Source organism: Nocardia sp. NPDC058480 (assembly GCF_042720495.1).
Taxonomy (GTDB): domain Bacteria; phylum Actinomycetota; class Actinomycetes; order Mycobacteriales; family Mycobacteriaceae; genus Nocardia.
This window is the reverse complement of record NZ_JBHXMN010000003.1, coordinates 218,632-234,865: the sequence shown is the minus strand read 5'-3', so window position 1 is coordinate 234,865 and position 16,234 is coordinate 218,632. Positions and strand designations below refer to the sequence as shown.

The 16,234-nt window shown below is 66.4% G+C and carries 11 protein-coding genes; 8 read left to right on the top strand and 3 right to left on the bottom strand.

From position 1 onward, the window contains the following. The first annotated feature begins 866 nt into the window (after nt 1–866). The 8 genes from gltB (at nt 867) to ACFWO8_RS09890 (ending at nt 11,637) form a co-directional block, all read left to right on the top strand. Entirely contained in the window at nt 867–5,534 is a 4,668-nt protein-coding gene (gene gltB / locus ACFWO8_RS09925) for a glutamate synthase large subunit (RefSeq protein ID WP_378947094.1), read from the top strand. After that, entirely contained in the window at nt 5,527–6,999 is a 1,473-nt protein-coding gene (locus tag ACFWO8_RS09920) for a glutamate synthase subunit beta (RefSeq protein WP_378947091.1), read from the top strand. Before gltB ends, ACFWO8_RS09920 begins: the two co-directional genes overlap by 8 nt. A gap of 255 nt (nt 7,000–7,254) precedes the next feature. Then, the gene (locus tag ACFWO8_RS09915; RefSeq protein WP_378947088.1) at nt 7,255–7,881 is read left to right on the top strand and encodes a tetratricopeptide repeat protein; all 627 of its coding nucleotides are present in this window, start codon (nt 7,255–7,257) and stop codon (nt 7,879–7,881) included. 487 nt (nt 7,882–8,368) lie between these two features. Further along, nucleotides 8,369–8,716 (top strand): hypothetical protein, encoded by a 348-nt coding sequence (locus tag ACFWO8_RS09910; protein WP_378947084.1) that lies wholly within the window; start codon nt 8,369–8,371, stop codon nt 8,714–8,716. After that, nucleotides 8,713–9,645: a hypothetical protein gene (locus ACFWO8_RS09905; protein ID WP_378947081.1), complete on the top strand. Its 933-nt coding sequence runs from the start codon at nt 8,713–8,715 to the stop codon at nt 9,643–9,645. Before ACFWO8_RS09910 ends, ACFWO8_RS09905 begins: the two co-directional genes overlap by 4 nt. Then, entirely contained in the window at nt 9,642–10,145 is a 504-nt protein-coding gene (locus tag ACFWO8_RS09900; protein ID WP_378947078.1) for a roadblock/LC7 domain-containing protein, read from the top strand. The genes ACFWO8_RS09905 and ACFWO8_RS09900 overlap by 4 nt, the downstream gene beginning before the upstream one ends. Before the next feature lie 10 nt (nt 10,146–10,155). After that, nucleotides 10,156–10,527 (top strand): hypothetical protein, encoded by a 372-nt coding sequence (locus ACFWO8_RS09895; protein WP_378947075.1) that lies wholly within the window; start codon nt 10,156–10,158, stop codon nt 10,525–10,527. 210 nt (nt 10,528–10,737) lie between these two features. Further along, nucleotides 10,738–11,637, top strand: coding sequence for a cutinase family protein (locus ACFWO8_RS09890; RefSeq protein ID WP_378947072.1), 900 nt, complete (start codon nt 10,738–10,740; stop codon nt 11,635–11,637). Between the two features lie 66 nt (nt 11,638–11,703). On the opposite strand, the gene ACFWO8_RS09885 is transcribed toward ACFWO8_RS09890, so the two are convergent. The 3 genes from ACFWO8_RS09885 to lysX form a co-directional block, all read right to left on the bottom strand. Beyond that, nucleotides 11,704–12,324 carry a histidine phosphatase family protein gene (locus ACFWO8_RS09885; protein WP_378947069.1) on the bottom strand — a complete coding sequence of 207 codons (621 nt, stop codon included), beginning with the start codon at nt 12,322–12,324 and terminating at the stop codon, nt 11,704–11,706. A gap of 99 nt (nt 12,325–12,423) precedes the next feature. Continuing rightward, nucleotides 12,424–12,741, bottom strand: a complete 318-nt coding sequence (locus ACFWO8_RS09880) for a hypothetical protein (RefSeq protein WP_378947066.1) — start codon at nt 12,739–12,741, stop codon at nt 12,424–12,426. A gap of 161 nt (nt 12,742–12,902) precedes the next feature. Continuing rightward, entirely contained in the window at nt 12,903–16,211 is a 3,309-nt protein-coding gene (gene lysX, locus ACFWO8_RS09875) for a bifunctional lysylphosphatidylglycerol synthetase/lysine--tRNA ligase LysX (RefSeq protein ID WP_378947063.1), read from the bottom strand. Nucleotides 16,212–16,234: the final 23 nt, after the last annotated feature.

Sequence of the window (16,234 nt, the reverse complement as noted above, 5' to 3'; positions counted from 1 at the left end):
GCGAAACTGGCATGGATTCGTTGTGTCAGCGTGACAGGCCGGAGACCGACACACCGAGTGGCGAGGCGGTGCTTGTGGTCAGCCTCACAATCAGGCGGCTCCGCCCATCGCGATGACCGAGATATTTCCGCGCCGACCTCGGCGTGTCGCACGCGGCGAGCCGGGCTCCGCCGCCGTCCGTGCCCGATTTGTGTCGAATGACACTGCCAGAAGTTAGCCAGTGGTGTGCTGTGGCGCACATTCCGCGATACAGACCGTACGGTCGGCTGACTGGCGTGCTTGTGGGGGCCCGTGTCGGGAATATCTCACAGTCCCCACCCCTGGTTAGCGGAGGTGGGAGGTTTGACCAGGTCATCAGCAGGGAAATCTGCTGCGGTGCAGGTAAGTTCAGCTTTCGGCCCCGGGCCGGTAGCTGATTCGAGTCTGCTCGTCGACAGCGTTCACGCAGGTAGTGGGATCGATCCGGTCCCCAGTCTGCTTTACACTGGACGACGCGCGCGACGATGCAAGCAGCCGTTACAAACCCCAGGCTAGACGGGTTACTTAGCACAACCTTAGTTGGTTGGGTCTGCGGTCTGACTTATCGTTTGCTCTTACGCCGAACGCACCCCGTTCGGCACAGCCACCTGTTCTAGGTCCGGTGAAACCGGGCCAAGAGTAGCGGGTGAAACCCCGCGCAGAGGTAAGGGATAAGTAAGCATCCCGTTATCTCTGAGCACCCCAACTACGTCAAACGCCGCAAACCATCACCGTCGCTGGTTTCGGATCGTACGGACGCAGTCTTGACGGAGGCGAAACGACGAAGGGCCCACGCTCAGCTCGCTGAGTGGCCGACATCGACAGCCGACTTTCTTGAAGGCAGAGGCATGACGCAACTTCCTGGCCACAGGTCACCCGGAGCCACCGGGCTCTACGATCCGGCATTCGAACACGACGCCTGCGGCGTCGCGTTCGTCGCCGACATGCACGGACGACGCAGTCGAGACATCGTCGACAAGGCCATTACGGCCCTCCTGAACCTGGAGCACCGCGGTGCTGCGGGTGCCGAGCCGAACTCCGGCGACGGCGCGGGCGTCCTGATCCAGCTCCCGGACAAGTTCTTCCGCGCGATCATCGCCGAAAGTGCAGCCCCCTTCGAGTTGCCGCCGGAAGGCTCCTACGCCTCCGGTATCGCCTTCCTGCCGCAGGCCCGCCGCGAAGCCGCGCGTGCCGCCTACGGTGTCGAGAAGATCGTCACCGAAGAGGGCCTGGCCGTGCTCGGCTGGCGCGAGGTGCCGATCGACGAGTCCTCGCTGGGCGCGCTGGCCCGTGACGCCATGCCGACCTTCCGGCAGATCTTCATCGGCTCGCCGAAGAACTCCGCCGAGCAGCTCTCGGGCATGGACCTGGAGCGTCGCGCCTACGTGATCCGCAAGCGGATCGAGCACGAGCTCGGCAAGGCAGGCCCCGGTGAGGGCACCGTCGGCAAGGAATCGGTGTACTTCCCGAGCCTGTCCGGCCAGACCTTCATCTACAAGGGCATGTTCACCACGCCCCAGCTGCGTGCGTTCTACCTGGACCTGCAGGACGAGCGCGTCGAGTCGGCCATCGGCATCGTGCACTCGCGCTTCTCCACCAACACCTTCCCCTCGTGGCCGCTGGCGCACCCGTTCCGCCGGGTCGCCCACAACGGTGAGATCAACACCGTCACCGGTAACGAGAACTGGATGCGCGCCCGTGAGGCGTTGCTGCGTAGCGACGTGTTCGGCAAGGACGAAGCAGGCAAGAACCGTCTGCAGAAGATCTTCCCCGTCTGCACCCCCGGCGCCTCCGACACCGCGCGCTTCGACGAGGTGCTCGAACTGCTGCACCTCGGCGGTCGCGAACTGCACCACGCCATCATGATGATGATTCCCGAGGCGTGGGAACGCAACGAGAACATGGATCCCGAGCGGCGCGCGTTCTACGAGTACCACTCGATGCTGATGGAGCCGTGGGACGGCCCGGCAGCGGTGTGCTTCTCCGACGGCACCAAGATCGGCGCCGTGCTCGACCGCAACGGTCTGCGCCCGGGTCGTATCTGGGTCACCGAAGACGGTCTCGTCGTGCTGGCCTCCGAGGTCGGCGTGCTCGACATCGATCCGTCCACCGTGGTCCAGAAGATCCGCCTGCAGCCGGGCAAGATGTTCCTGGTCGACACCGAAAAGGGCCGCATCGTCACCGACGAAGAGGTCAAGTCGGAACTGGCCTCGGCGCAGCCGTACCAGCAGTGGCTCGACGAGGGCGTCAGCCGCCTGGCCGACCTGCCCGACCGCCCGCACGTGCACATGTCGCACGACCGCGTGCTGATCCGTCAGCAGATCTTCGGCTACACCACCGAGGATCTGAACCTGCTGATCACGCCGATGGCCAAGACCGGCGGCGAGGCACTGGGCTCGATGGGTACCGACACGCCGATCGCGGTGCTGTCGAACCGGTCGCGTCTGCTGTTCGACTACTTCTCGCAGCTGTTCGCGCAGGTCACCAACCCGCCGCTCGACGCCATCCGCGAGAAGGTCGTCACCAGCCTCAAGCGCAACATCGGCCCCGAGGCCGATCTGCTGCACCCTGGCCCCGACTCCTGCCGTCAGATCGCGCTCGAGCAGCCCATCCTGGACAACGACGAGCTGGGCAAGCTCGTCCACATCAACGACGACGGCAGCCAGCCGGGCCTGCGCTCGGTGGTCGTGCGTGGTCTGTACCCGGTCGCCGAAGGCGGCGAGGGTCTGCGCAAGGCCCTGAAAGCCATCAACACCCAGGTCTCGGCCGCCATCGACGGCGGCGCGCGCACCATCGTGCTGTCCGACCGTGAGTCGAACGAGAAGCTGGCGCCGATCCCGTCGCTGCTGCTCACCTCGTCTGTGCACCACCACCTGGTGCGCGAGCGGACCCGCACCATGGTCGGCCTGGTCGTGGAGGCCGGTGACGCCCGCGAGGTGCACCACATGGCTCTGCTGATCGGTTTCGGCGCCGCCGCGATCAACCCGTACATGGCCTTCGAGACCATCGAAGACATGCTCGAGCGCGGTTCGCTGCAGATGCCGGGCAGCACCGGTGACCACGCCGCCGACTTCCGCAAGGCCGTCGCGAACTACTGCACCGCGGGTAGCAACGGCGTGCTCAAGGTGATGTCGAAGATGGGCATCTCCACCCTCGCCTCCTACAACGGCGCCCAGCTGTACCAGGTCATCGGCCTGGCCCAGGACCTGGTCGACGAGTACTTCACCGGTCTGCGCTCCCCGCTGGGCGGCATCGGTCTCGACGAGATCGCCGAAGAGGTGGCCATCCGCCACCGCGTCGCGTTCCTGGAGAACCGCAACGAGCGCGCGCACCGCGAGCTCGAGGTCGGTGGCGAGTACCAGTGGCGTCGTGAGGGCGAATACCACCTGTTCAACCCGGACACGGTGTTCAAGCTCCAGCACGCGACCCGCACCGGCCAGTACTCGATCTTCAAGGAGTACACCAAGCTGGTCGACGATCAGTCCGAGCGCTTGGCCGCGCTGCGTGGCCTGTTCAAGTTCAAGTCGAACCAGCGCGCGTCGATCTCCATCGACGAGGTCGAGTCCGCCGCCGAGATCGTGAAGCGTTTCTCGACCGGTGCGATGAGCTACGGCTCCATCTCCGCCGAGGCGCACGAGACCCTCGCCATCGCGATGAACCGCATCGGCGCCCGCTCGAACTCCGGTGAGGGCGGCGAGAGCCCCGCTCGCTTCGAGGTCGAGGAGAACGGCGACTGGCGTCGTTCGGCGATCAAGCAGGTCGCGTCGGGTCGCTTCGGCGTCACCGCGCACTACCTGACCAACGCCACCGACATCCAGATCAAGATGGCCCAGGGTGCCAAGCCGGGCGAGGGCGGCCAGCTGCCCGCGCACAAGGTGTACCCGTGGGTCGCCGAGGTGCGTCACTCCACGCCGGGCGTCGGCCTGATCTCGCCGCCGCCGCACCACGACATCTACTCGATCGAGGATCTGGCTCAGCTGATCCACGATCTGAAGAACGCGAACCCGCAGGCTCGGATTCACGTGAAACTTGTCGCGGAGCCGGGTGTCGGCACCGTCGCCGCGGGTGTGTCCAAGGCACACGCCGACGTCGTGCTCATCTCCGGCCACGACGGCGGTACCGGTGCGTCGCCGCTGACCTCGCTCAAGCACGCGGGTGGACCCTGGGAGCTCGGCCTGGCCGAGACCCAGCAGACCCTGCTGCTCAACGGCCTGCGTGACCGCATCGTCGTCCAGGTCGACGGTCAGATGAAGACCGGCCGCGACGTGATGATCGCCGCCCTGCTCGGCGCCGAGGAGTTCGGTTTCGCGACCGCGCCCCTGGTCGTCTCGGGTTGCGTCATGATGCGCGTGTGTCACCTCGACACCTGTCCGGTCGGCATCGCCACCCAGAACCCGGTGCTGCGCGAGCGCTTCACCGGCAAGCCGGAATTCGTCGAGAACTTCATGATGTTCATCGCCGAGGAGGTGCGTGAGCTGCTCGCCGAGCTGGGCTTCCGCACTCTCGACGAGGCCATCGGCCGGGTCGACCTGCTCGACACCGCCAAGGCCAAGCAGCATTACAAGGCCGCCAAGCTGGACCTGTCGCCGATCCTGGACATGCCGGAGACGGCGTTCATGAAGCAGGACACCCGGTGCACCGGCACTCAGGACCACGGTCTGGACAAGGCTCTGGACAACGAGCTGATCGCGCAGAGCGCCCCGGCGCTCGAGCGTGGCCAGGCGGTCAAGATCGAAACCAAGATCACCAACGTGAACCGCACGGTCGGCACCATGCTCGGCCACGAGGTGACCAAGCTCTATGGTGGCGCGGGCCTGCCCGACGACACCATCGACATCACCTTCACCGGTTCGGCGGGCAACAGCTTCGGCGCGTTCGTCCCGGCCGGCATCACGCTGCGGGTCTTCGGTGACGCCAACGACTACGTCGGCAAGGGTCTGTCGGGTGGCCACATCGTGGTCCGTCCGTCGGCCAGCGCACCGGAGAGCTTTGTCGCAGAAGACAACATCATCGCGGGCAACGTGATCATGTTCGGCGCCACCAGCGGTCGCATCCTGATCAACGGTGTCGCGGGCGAGCGCTTCGGCGTGCGTAACTCCGGCGCCACCGCGGTCGTCGAGGGCGTGGGCGACCACGCGCTCGAGTACATGACCGGTGGCCGCGTGGTCATCCTCGGTGACACCGGCCGCAACCTCGGTGCCGGAATGTCGGGTGGTGTCGCCTACTTCTACGACCCGGAGGGCAAGCTGCCCGGACGGGTCAACCCGGATCAGGTCGATGCGATCGAGCAGCTCTCCGGTGACGACTTCACCTGGCTGCGCGACATCATCACCACCCATCGTGACGAAACGGGATCGGCTGTGGCCGAACGCATCCTGAGCGACTGGTCCCAGCAGGTGAACCACTTCGTGAAGGTCATGCCCCGCGAATACAAGAAGGTTCTACTCGCGATCTCCGAGGCCGAAAAGGCCGGCAAGGATGTCGATACCGCGATCATGGAGGCGGCACGTGGCTGACCCACAGGGATTTTTGAAGCACACCTCGAGGGAAACCCCGGCCCGTCGTCCGGTCGACCTGCGTCTGCTCGACTGGAAAGAGGTCTACGAGGAGAAGAAGTTCTCCCAGGACACCTTGAAGAACCAGGCCAGCCGCTGCATGGACTGCGGAATTCCCTTCTGCCACCAGGGTTGTCCGCTCGGGAATCTGATTCCCGAATGGAACGACCTGGTCTACAAGGGTGCGTGGCGCGAAGGCATCGATCGCCTGCACGCCACCAACAACTTCCCGGAGTTCACCGGTCGGCTGTGCCCGGCTCCGTGTGAGGCATCCTGCGTGCTCGGCATCAACCAGGAGCCGGTCACGATCAAGCAGGTCGAGGTCGAGCTCATCGAGAACGCCTTCGACGAGGGCTGGGTCACCCCGGTGTACCCGACCCGTCTCACCGGCAAGAAGATCGCCGTCGTCGGCTCCGGCCCGGCCGGTCTCGCCGCCGCCCAGCAGCTCACTCGCGCCGGTCACACCGTGACCGTGTTCGAGCGTGACGACCGCATCGGCGGCCTGATGCGCTACGGCATCCCGGAATTCAAGATGGAGAAGTCGGTCATCGACCGTCGTCTGGCCCAGATGGAAGCCGAAGGCACCATCTTCAAGGCGGGCGTCAACGTCGGTGTCGACATCACCGCCGAGCAGCTGCGTGAGCGTTTCGACGCGATCGTGCTGGCCGGTGGCGCCACCATCGCCCGCGATCTGCCGATCCCCGGGCGCGAGCTCGACGGCATCCACCAGGCGATGGAGTTCCTGCCGCTGTCCAACCGGGTGCAGCTCGGTGACGACATCGCCGACGCCGACGGCCTGCCGCCGATCCACGCCAAGGGCAAGAAGGTCATCATCATCGGCGGTGGCGACACCGGCGCCGACTGCCTCGGCACCTCGCACCGCCACGGCGCCGAGTCGGTGCACCAGTTCGAGATCATGCCGCGTCCTCCCGAGGAGCGCGCGGGCTCGACCCCGTGGCCGACCTACCCCCTCATGTACCGGGTCGCCTCGGCACACGAAGAGGGCGGCGAACGCCTGTTCTCGGTGAACACCGAGCGGTTCATCGGCAAGGACGGCAAGGTCACCGGCCTCGAAGCCCATGAGGTGAAGATGGCCAATGGCCGCTTCGAAAAGGTCGAGGGCACCGACTTCACCCTCGAAGCCGACCTGGTCCTGCTGGCCATGGGCTTCGTCGGCCCCCAGAAGCCGGGCCTGCTCACCGATCTCGGTGTCGGCTACGACGGTCGCGGCAATGTCCAGCGCGACAAGAGCTGGGCCACCAACATCCCCGGCGTCTACGTCGCCGGCGACATGGGCCGTGGTCAGTCCCTCATCGTCTGGGCCATCGCCGAAGGCCGCGCCGCCGCGTCGGCCGTCGACAAGTACCTCGAGGGCGAAACCGCGCTCCCCGCGCCGATCCCCCCGACAGCTGTCGGCCAGCGCTGATCGCTGAAACACAAGGCGCCCGCGGACTTTCGAGTCCGCGGGCGTTCTTTTTTGTCATTCCCCCCACACCAGAGCCGCACTCGGGCGTATCCGGCCGAGTTGCCGGATACCTGCGGGTTTGCGGGACATGTGCGTAGGGGGGTGAACGGAGAAGGGGTGCAAGGGGTTCGGTGCGTGGGCAAACGACGTGGCTGATCTTCCCTGCAGCGCATAGACTTTCCGTGTCGAGGTGTACGGGAGATCCGAGGGGGAGCTGTGCCGTTGCCGCCGGAAGCGTTGGCGAACCTGCGCCGCGCCGCAGAGCGTGGTGACGGTACCGCTATGCACAACCTCGCCCACTTCTACCATGACCACAGCGATTTCGAGGCTGCCGACCACTGGTTTCGGCGCGCCGCCGCCGCGGGGCACACGCGCTCGATGAACAACCTCGCCGTCCTGCTCGATCAGTTCGGCGAACTCGACGAGGCCGAATCCTGGTACCGCCGTGCGGCGGCCGCGGGCAACTGCAACGCGATGTTCAATCTGGCCACCATGCTCTACCAGTGTGGCGAGGGCCGCGACGCCGAAACCTGGTACCACCACGCCGCGATGGCGGGCCACGTCGACGCCATGTACAACCTCGCCCGCCTGTTCGAAGACCAGCACCGCCTCGACGATGCCGAAGCCTGGTACGGCGAGGCCGCCGACCACGGCGATATCGACGCCGTCAACAACCTCGGCATCCTGCTGCGCCGGCGTGGCGCCACCACCGAGGCCCGCCGCTGCTTCCGTCGCGCGGCCGACCTCGGCCATCCCCGCGCCATGGCCAACCTCGCCGCGCTCCTGGAATCCCAAGGCGCGCACCGCGAAGCGGAGGCCTGGTACCGCCGCGCCGCAGGCTGACCAGAGCTGCCGAGTGCCCGTCCCGGGCGCAGTTCCCCGACCGGCACCGGAACGGGTAAACGCCGTATGTCTCTGCCCAAAGGGGCCCGCCCCGATCTGGACTGACCGGAGGGTGCGACGAAGGAGTGCCCGGAGGGAGGGAAGATCGGGGCCACCAGGGGCCCCGCTCGAGCGCGCCAGCGCTCCAAAAATCCAGCGAAGTCTGCGAAGACGCTGATTCGGATATTCGCGCGATGATCGCTGGCTACCGGAATAGGCGAGTGATCACCTGTTATAGCGGTATGCAGCGAATGGGTTCCCAGGTTACTGAAAAGTAGTGATACCGAGCGGTTTTCCAGCAACCATCAGCAAACATATTGTGCGGCAGCAATTTTCCGGCGCTCGAGATGCGAAGGATAGCCGAGAGGTATAACGTCACGTTTCGATCAATAGTCGATGACGGTCGGGGGGCTCGGTGAATTCGCTGGATGGGTGTCTGAAACGCATCATGGATATTCCCGGGGCGCGCAGTGTGACGCTGGTGGACGGGGCGAGCGGGTTGGCTGTCGCCCGTGCCGGGGAGCATCAGGGCGTCGACGAGCACGAGGACGCGGCGGGGACCACCGATGTGGTGCGGGCCGCGCTCGGGTGCCGGGCACTGGGGAGTGCCGATGACGACCTCACCGAGATCGTGGTGTGCCGGACCAGCGGGTTTCACCTCTTACACCTGGTCGACGGTGACTTCGACGGCAGGTTGTTCATGCATGTCGTATTCGACGGCGGCACCGGAAATCTCGGGATGGCGCGCTATCAACTCAGGTCGGCACTGGAAGAACTGACGGGCGGGGATCGATGAGTGTCGCGCTCGCCGATGCATTGCATCGGCTCGGCGAAGAAGGCTCGACCGGGGTACTTCGCGCAGGCGATGGCGAATTCCATTTGGTCCGTGGCACTATCGCCTCGGTCGGTTGCGGACGCACCATCGGACTCGACCGACTGGTGGTCGAAGCGGGCGTAGCAACGGCGGAGGATTGGCGCCGCGCCGGGGCCGGTGACCCGGGCGGGTTGCTGGACCGACCGCAACTGGAAACCCTTGCGCTGCTGTCGGTTTTCGACGCTGCCTACTTTCTGCTGGCTTCCGCGGGCGAGCCGGAATTCCGCCCGGCACCCGAACATTGGCTGGCCCCGGTCTGCCACATCGCCCCGCGCGCACTTGTGCACGAATGCGAACGCCGCAACGACAACGAGCACGGTCCGTGGTCGGCCGACTTCGTCACCAAGGTCGCGGTGGTACCGGCCCGGCGCATCCGGCGAAACCAGGTGGTACTCACCGGAAGTCAGGCCGAGGTACTCGCCGCCGCCGACACCCGCCGCAGCATCGCCGAAATCGCGCGCGATCTGGGCCGCACCACCTACGGCTGCCTCGTCGCCGTCCGCGACCTGACCACAGCGGGCCTGATCGAGACACCGGAGCCCGTCCGGACCGAACAACCACAGCGCGGGCGCCACCTCGCCCTCGCGCCGGACTTGGCCGACCACCGAACCTCGACACCGTCGACAACATCCGTGCCCGCGCTGCCCAAACGCATTCCCGGCAGCGCGGGACCGACCCGTCCCCAACTGGAGACAGGTGCACGACAGGGCAGGCACGCGATCGAGGAGGAAGCGACCGCGACCGCCCGACACCGCGGAAATCGCTCCGGCACAGCGGAACCCGAACGCTGGCAACAGGTCGACCGCGAAATACTCATCCGGCTCAGGGCGGCGTTGGAGGAGCTTGCGTGACCGTGCGGAAGAAGCTGCTCGGTGAATGGAGGGGAAGGTTGACCAAGGTGCCGATGACCGCGCCCGAACCCAGGGCGTCCGAACACAGAGCGCCCGAACACTACCCGGCTGTGCAGGCCGAGCTGAAGTCGTTGCGCGAGCGGCTACCTCAGCTCACCGGGTCACTGGTGGCGTCCAGCGACGGACTGCTCATCGAACACGACCTGCCCTCCCATCTCGAACCCGCGGGCCTGGCCGCGCTGTCGGCCGCGCAGTTGTCGCTGTCGTATCGGCTGGCGCACACCGCGCACGGCGGCGGTTTCAGTGAGGTCGTCGTGCACGGCACGGAGGGGCAGGTGGTGATCTACGCCGCCGGCTACACCTCGCTGACCGTGCTCGCCGGATCAGAAGTGAACCTCGGCCGGCTCCATCTGGAGTCGCGACCGGTAGCTCGCGCCATCGCCGGCCATCTGGCGGCGGCGCACTCGCCTGGAAACGACCAGGTGAAGATCGACGAATGAAAGGCAGAACATGTCGAATATGGATCTGGCTCTGAAGGACATGATGGTGATCGAAGGCGCGGTCGGCGCCGCGATCGTCGACTACAACAGCGGGATGGCGCTCGGAATGCTCAGCAGCAGCAAGGCGCTCGACTTGCAGGTCGCCGCGGCGGGCAACACCGAGGTGGTGCGGGCGAAGATGCGCACCATCGAGCAGCTCGGCCTCAACGAGGAGATCGAGGACATCCTCATCACCCTCGGCTCGCAGTACCACGTGATCCGTCCGATGACGGGGCGCAAGTCCAAAGGGCTTTTCCTCTACCTCGCCCTCGATCGCGGCCGGGCCAATCTGGCGCTGGCGCGGCACAAGCTCAAGGGCATCGAAGAAGACCTGGAGGTGTGAGTTACGCGAACGGGGGCGTGTCGGCGGTGTCGTGCCGCCGACATCTAGTCACTCCAGTGCGGCACCCGGTGCGAACGGTCACCAGAATCGAGAGGTTGTGTGGCGCGGGATGACTAGTACGCCTATTGTGATTCGCGGCGAGGTCTGGGGCCACAACGTCCGTAATCGGGGTTGCTCTCACATCGACGAGCAAGGGTGAACTGGAGCGGTATGCAGTTGAAGAAGGTTGTCGCGGCTCTGGGAGCGTCCGCGGCAATGATGTCCGGAATTGTTGTCGGCAGCACGAGCGCCAGCGCGGCGCCCGCCTGCCCGAGTCTGTATGTGGTTGCCATTCCCGGCACTTGGGAAACCGGCCACGAGAAGGAAACCGGCCCCGGCATGCTCGCCGGTGTCACCAGAGGACTACCGGGGAACACCGACGTCGACTACGTCACCTATGCCGCCACCGCGTTCCCCTGGGAGGGCGATGTCTACGGCAATTCCAAGAAGGAAGCGGTGGATGCCGCTCGCGGACTGATCAGCGCGAAGCTGGCTTCCTGCGGCAACACCAAGGCCGCCCTCGTCGGCTACAGCCAGGGTGCCGACGCCGCAGGCGATCTGGCCGCCGAGATCGGCACCGGCATCAGCCCGATCGCGCAGGACCGGATCGCCGCCGTCGGCCTCATCTCCGATCCCCGGCGCTCGCCGACCGATATCCAGGTGGGCCCGCATGCCACGGGCGCGGGTGCCGGTGGCGCTCGGCCGGGCGGGTTCGGCTGGCTCAGTGACCGCACGCGCACGATCTGCGCGGTCGACGATCTGTACTGCGCCACCGCCAATGATGATTTCGTGACGCGGTTCGCGGGATTCCTCGCTCAGAGTTCGGATGCGAACCCGGCCAATCTGTGGCGCTACCAGCTCGAGGCCGGGGCGATCATGAACGACCTGATGTCGGCCGGTGGATTCCCGACGCTGGGGGCGCAGCTCACGGATGCGGCCAACCAGCAGCGGGCCAAGGATCTGGAGCAGTTCTACCGCTCGCAGGCGCACACCTTGTACGGCAGTTACTCGGTGGGTGGCGGGCAGACGGCTATCAGCTGGATGCACAACTGGATCGCTCAGCAGGCCTGAGTAGGTTCGTGAGAGCCCGGTATCGCTTCGGCGGTGCCGGGCTTTTTTGTACTCGCCGAACAGCTGTCATGGTGTGGATCGGGAAAGCGACCTCGGCAGCAGGTTCCAGACGTGGCCGTTCTCGTTGATGGTGGCGGCTGTGCGGGTGCCGGTGCGGGAGTACAGGATTCGGGTGATCGAGCAGTAGTCGATGGGGAAGGTGAGGGGGCGGGGGAGGCCGAGGATGTCGGCCAGCAGGACGTTGACTACGCCGCCGTGGGCGAAGGCTACGACGGTGTCCGCGGGTGCTGTGGTGGCCACGAGGCGCTCGACCGCGGCCAATACTCGCGCGGTGAACGCCGGGCCGTCGATCTGGTCGGGGAGGTGGCCGGCCTTGATGCGGGCGTAGGCGTCGGCGAGCTCGGTTTTCGCGTCTTCGATGGGGATGTAGGCGGGCAGGTCGCGGTCGTATTCGGCCAGGTCGTCGATGACGTCGACGGGCAGGTCGCGGGCGGTCGCGGTGGGGAATGCGGTGTCGCGGGCGCGGCGCTGGGGGCTGCTGACTATGCGGGTGATGTCGTGCGCGGCGAGCGCGGCGGGGACGCGGTCGGCTTGGAGTTTGCCGATCGCGGTGAGGCCGGGGTCCGCGGCGGCGGTGTCACCGACTACGCGTTCGGGTTGGGCATGACGCACGAGTATCAGCTGCACGCTCACACTCTGCCGTATCCGCACCAGCGGGAACAGCCCGAGGACCCGCGGGATCGCCTCGTCGAGGCGAGGGGTATCCCCGCGAGTCCTCCGGTCAGCTCAGGACTGGCCGTAAGGCGGCTGCCCGTACGGCGGCTGACCACCCTGCGGGCCGTTGAACGGCGGCTGACCACCGTTGTACGGCGGCTGGTCGTCCTTCTTCTTGTTCTTGAGCAGGTAGATGCCACCGACGATGAGCACCACGATGACCAGGCAGCAGATGCCGCCGATGATCAGGAAGCTGCTGTTCTTCTTTTTCTTCTTCGCCGCGAGTTCCATCGCGGTGTTGACCGCGTCCGAACTCGCCAGGGTGTCGAAGCTGCTGGTGAGCATGTGCGGATCGACGAGTGCGGCCGTGGTCAGCAAGTCCAGATACATGTAATCCCCATCCGATGTGTTGTGGCCCGACATCCTCCCGGTGCCGGAACTCCGAGACTAGCCGTCTCGCTGCGGCTTTCGGTACGAAAGCCTTACGCGCGCCAGGCGGAGTAACTATTGATCGCGAACGCGTCGCGATCCGTATACATCTGTACCCGTTCTCACCGCGGTTTCACCAAGGGGAACGGAAGTGTCTCGCGGATGCTGCGTCCGGTGATCAACATGACCACCCGGTCCACGCCCATTCCGAGGCCGCCGGTGGGCGGCATCGCGTGTTCGAGTGCGGTCAGGAAGTCCTCGTCGAGTTCCATCGCCTCCGGGTCGCCGCCCGCGGCCAGCATCGACTGCTCGGTGAGTCGGCGCCGCTGTTCCACCGGGTCGGTGAGTTCGCTGTAGGCAGTACCCAATTCGACGCCCCAGGCCACCAGATCCCAGCGCTCGGTCACCCCGGCGATGCTGCGGTGTGAGCGGGTGAGCGGCGAGACCGAGGTGGGGAAGTCCAGGTAGAAGGTGGGGTAGGTGGTTTGCGATTCCACCAGGTGCTCATACATTTCCAGCACCACCTGGCCCGCGTCCCAACCGTGTTGGTAGGCCACGCCCGCCTCGTCGCACAGTTCGCGCAGCCGGGCCAGTTCGGTGCGCGCGGTCACCTCGGTGCCGATCGCCTCGGAGACCGCGCCGTGCACGGTCTTGACCCGCCACTCGCCGGAGATGTCGACGGTGTCGTATCCGCCGTCGTCGTTGGGGCGTAACGCCACCTCGGCCCCATTGGCGGCCATCGCCGCGTGCTGGATCAGCCGACGGCACAGGTGCATCATCTGCAGGTAATCGCTATGGGCCTCATAGGCTTCCAGGATCGTGAACTCGGGATTGTGGCTGAAGTCGACGCCTTCGTTGCGGAAGGTCCGGCCGATCTCGAACACCTTCTCCATGCCACCGACGCACAGCCGTTTGAGGTACAGCTCGGGAGCGATGCGCAGGTAGAGGTCGAGATCGTAGGCATTGATGTGAGTGCGGAACGGGGTCGCGTTGGCACCGCCGTGCACCTGTTGCAGGATCGGCGTCTCCACCTCGAGAAAGCCCCAGACAAAGAGGGAATCGCGCAGCGAATGCAGTACCGCGCTGCGCTTGGCCATCACCTCGCGCGTCTCGGGATTGATCGCCATGTCCACATAGCGCTGCCGGACCTTGGCCTCCTGATCGGCCAGCCCACGCCACTTGTCGGGCAGTGGATGCAGGCACTTGCCGTTCATCCGCCAGTCCTGCGCGAGCAGCGAGAGCTCACCGTTGCGGCTGGTGCCGATCTGCCCGCTCACCTCGATGAGATCGCCGAGGTCGAAGAATTCGGTGAACTCGTTGCTGCGATCGGCGCCGACCCGCTCGCGATCGATCACCAACTGGATCTCGCCGGTCCAATCGCGCATCAACGCGAAGATCACGCCACCGTAGTCGCGAATCCGCAAGAGCCTGCCCGCGATGCGCACCGTGGTGCCCTTGGGGCAGCGCCTCGCCGCGGCGATGTCGTGGGTCGGCGGGTAGGCAACCGGATAGGGGTCGATGCCGGCCGCGGTGAGCCGGTCGAGTTTGTCCAGGCGCACCCGCACCTGCTCGGGCCTGCGCGGACCCTGCTCGGCGTCGTCGCCCTCGGGTGCTTCCGGCGGGCTGCCGTCGGCGTGCAGGCCGGTGACGGTCGCGGGAACAGCCGACTTCGTGCCGGTGTGCACGCCCGCGTCGGGCGCCTTGCCGATGCGCGGCAGGAAACCTTCGGCCAGCCCGCTCGCCGTGGCCACCCGCGGCAGCTGCCTGCGTTCCTCGAACAGGAAGAACCGCGGCACCCAGCGCGGGTGGTACTTCACATTCGACCGGTACAGCGCCTCGAGCTGCCACCAGCGCGAGAAGAACAGCAGCACACCGCGCCAGGCCCGCAGGATCGGACCGGCGCCGATCCGGCCGCCCTCCTCGAACACCGAACGGAACACCGCGAAGTTCAGCGACACCTTGGTGATGCCGTACTGGTCGGAGTTCAGGGCGAGCTGCGAGATCATCAGCTCCATCACGCCGTTCGGGCTCTGCGGGTCGCGGCGCATCAGCTCGAGCGAGACGCCGGTGCGCCCCCACGGGACGAGCGAGAGCATGGCGTGCACGCGGTCATCGTGATCGACGGCCTCGACCAGCAGGCAGTCACCGTCGAGTGGATCGCCCAGGCGGCCGAGCGCCATCGAGAAGCCCCGCTCGGTCTCGGTGTCGCGCCAGGCATCCGCGCGGGCCACGATTTCGGCGAATTCGGCGGCGGGGATGTCGCGGTGCCTGCGCACCCGCACGCCGAAACCGTTCTTGCGCAATCGGTTCGCTGCCTGCCGAACCTGCTTCATCTCCGGGCCTGCCAGCGAGAACGTGCGGGTATCGAGGATCGCCTCGTCGCCCAGCCGCAGCGCCGACAGTCCCGCCTTGCGGTACGCGGTGGCACCGACCTCGCTCGCGCCCATCACCGCGGGCTGCCAGCCGAACCGGTCGGCTTGCTCGAGCCACGCCTGAATTGCCTGCGGCCAGGCCTGTTTCGCGCCGATCGGATCGCCACTGGCCAGGCACACACCCAATTCGACGCGATAGGTGATCCCCGCCTTGCCGTTCGGCGCGAACACCACCGCCTTGTCGCGGCGGGTCGCGAAGTAGCCGAGCGAGTCCTCCACATCGCTGCTCGCCAGCAGCCCGCGGATGGCCGACTCGTCCAGACCGGTCATCGCGTTGTCGGCGCGTTGCGAGCGCAGCAGCACGATCACCGCGGCCAGCAGCGCGAGGGCGCCGAACAGGCCGAGCAGGAAGTTCACCCAGGCCCGCGGATGCCCGTCGAAATGCTCGTTGTTCACCAGCACGGCCGCGGTGACCCGATATACCGCCCACAGCGGACGCTGCACGCCCGCGGGCAGCGAACCGGGGAACAGCTCGACCAGTCCCCAGCCGAGCAGGCAGCCGAGCGCGAGCCCGGACACCAGCACGCCGAGCGCCTTCCACAGCGCGCCGGGCCGAACCCGGGTGTAGAACTCCTTACGCGCGGCCAGCAGTATCCCGATTACCACCACCTGCACGATGAAGGCGACCAGCGCGTCGACATCGTCTTCGGCGAAGAACTCCAGGATGTTGGCCACCGCGTACAGCAGCAGGTACGCGACCAGCAGCCACCAGGCGATCCGCTTGCGGGCCGCGGTCGCCCCGGCGAGCAGGCCGACCACCAACGCCCACACCAGGCTGGTGTCGGGGGCGTCGAAGTAGTAGGTGTCGACATAGTGCCGCGGCACCTGGGTGAGGATCCGCAGGCTGGGCGAGAGGCTCCACAGGAACAACAGCACCGCGAACACACCGAGAACCAACCCGGCGATGTGCGGTACCTCGGATAACCGGCCGTGCGCGCGATGGGGCACCGGCGTGCGGTCCTCGACGGTTGGGTGCTGCTCGGCCTGTGTGGGAGTCACCGATCCAGTGTGCGTCCAAACGC

Bases quoted from the DNA above. Each gene is read 5' to 3' on its own strand.
- gltB (WP_378947094.1), top strand. From the start codon at position 867: ATGACGCAACTTCCTGGCCACAGGTCACCCGGAGCCACCGGGCTCTAC.
- ACFWO8_RS09910 (WP_378947084.1), top strand. From the start codon at position 8,369: ATGGATATTCCCGGGGCGCGCAGTGTGACGCTGGTGGACGGGGCGAGC.
- ACFWO8_RS09905 (WP_378947081.1), top strand. From the start codon at position 8,713: ATGAGTGTCGCGCTCGCCGATGCATTGCATCGGCTCGGCGAAGAAGGC.
- ACFWO8_RS09895 (WP_378947075.1), top strand. From the start codon at position 10,156: ATGTCGAATATGGATCTGGCTCTGAAGGACATGATGGTGATCGAAGGC.
- ACFWO8_RS09890 (WP_378947072.1), top strand. From the start codon at position 10,738: ATGCAGTTGAAGAAGGTTGTCGCGGCTCTGGGAGCGTCCGCGGCAATG.
- ACFWO8_RS09880 (WP_378947066.1), bottom strand. From the start codon at position 12,741: ATGTATCTGGACTTGCTGACCACGGCCGCACTCGTCGATCCGCACATG.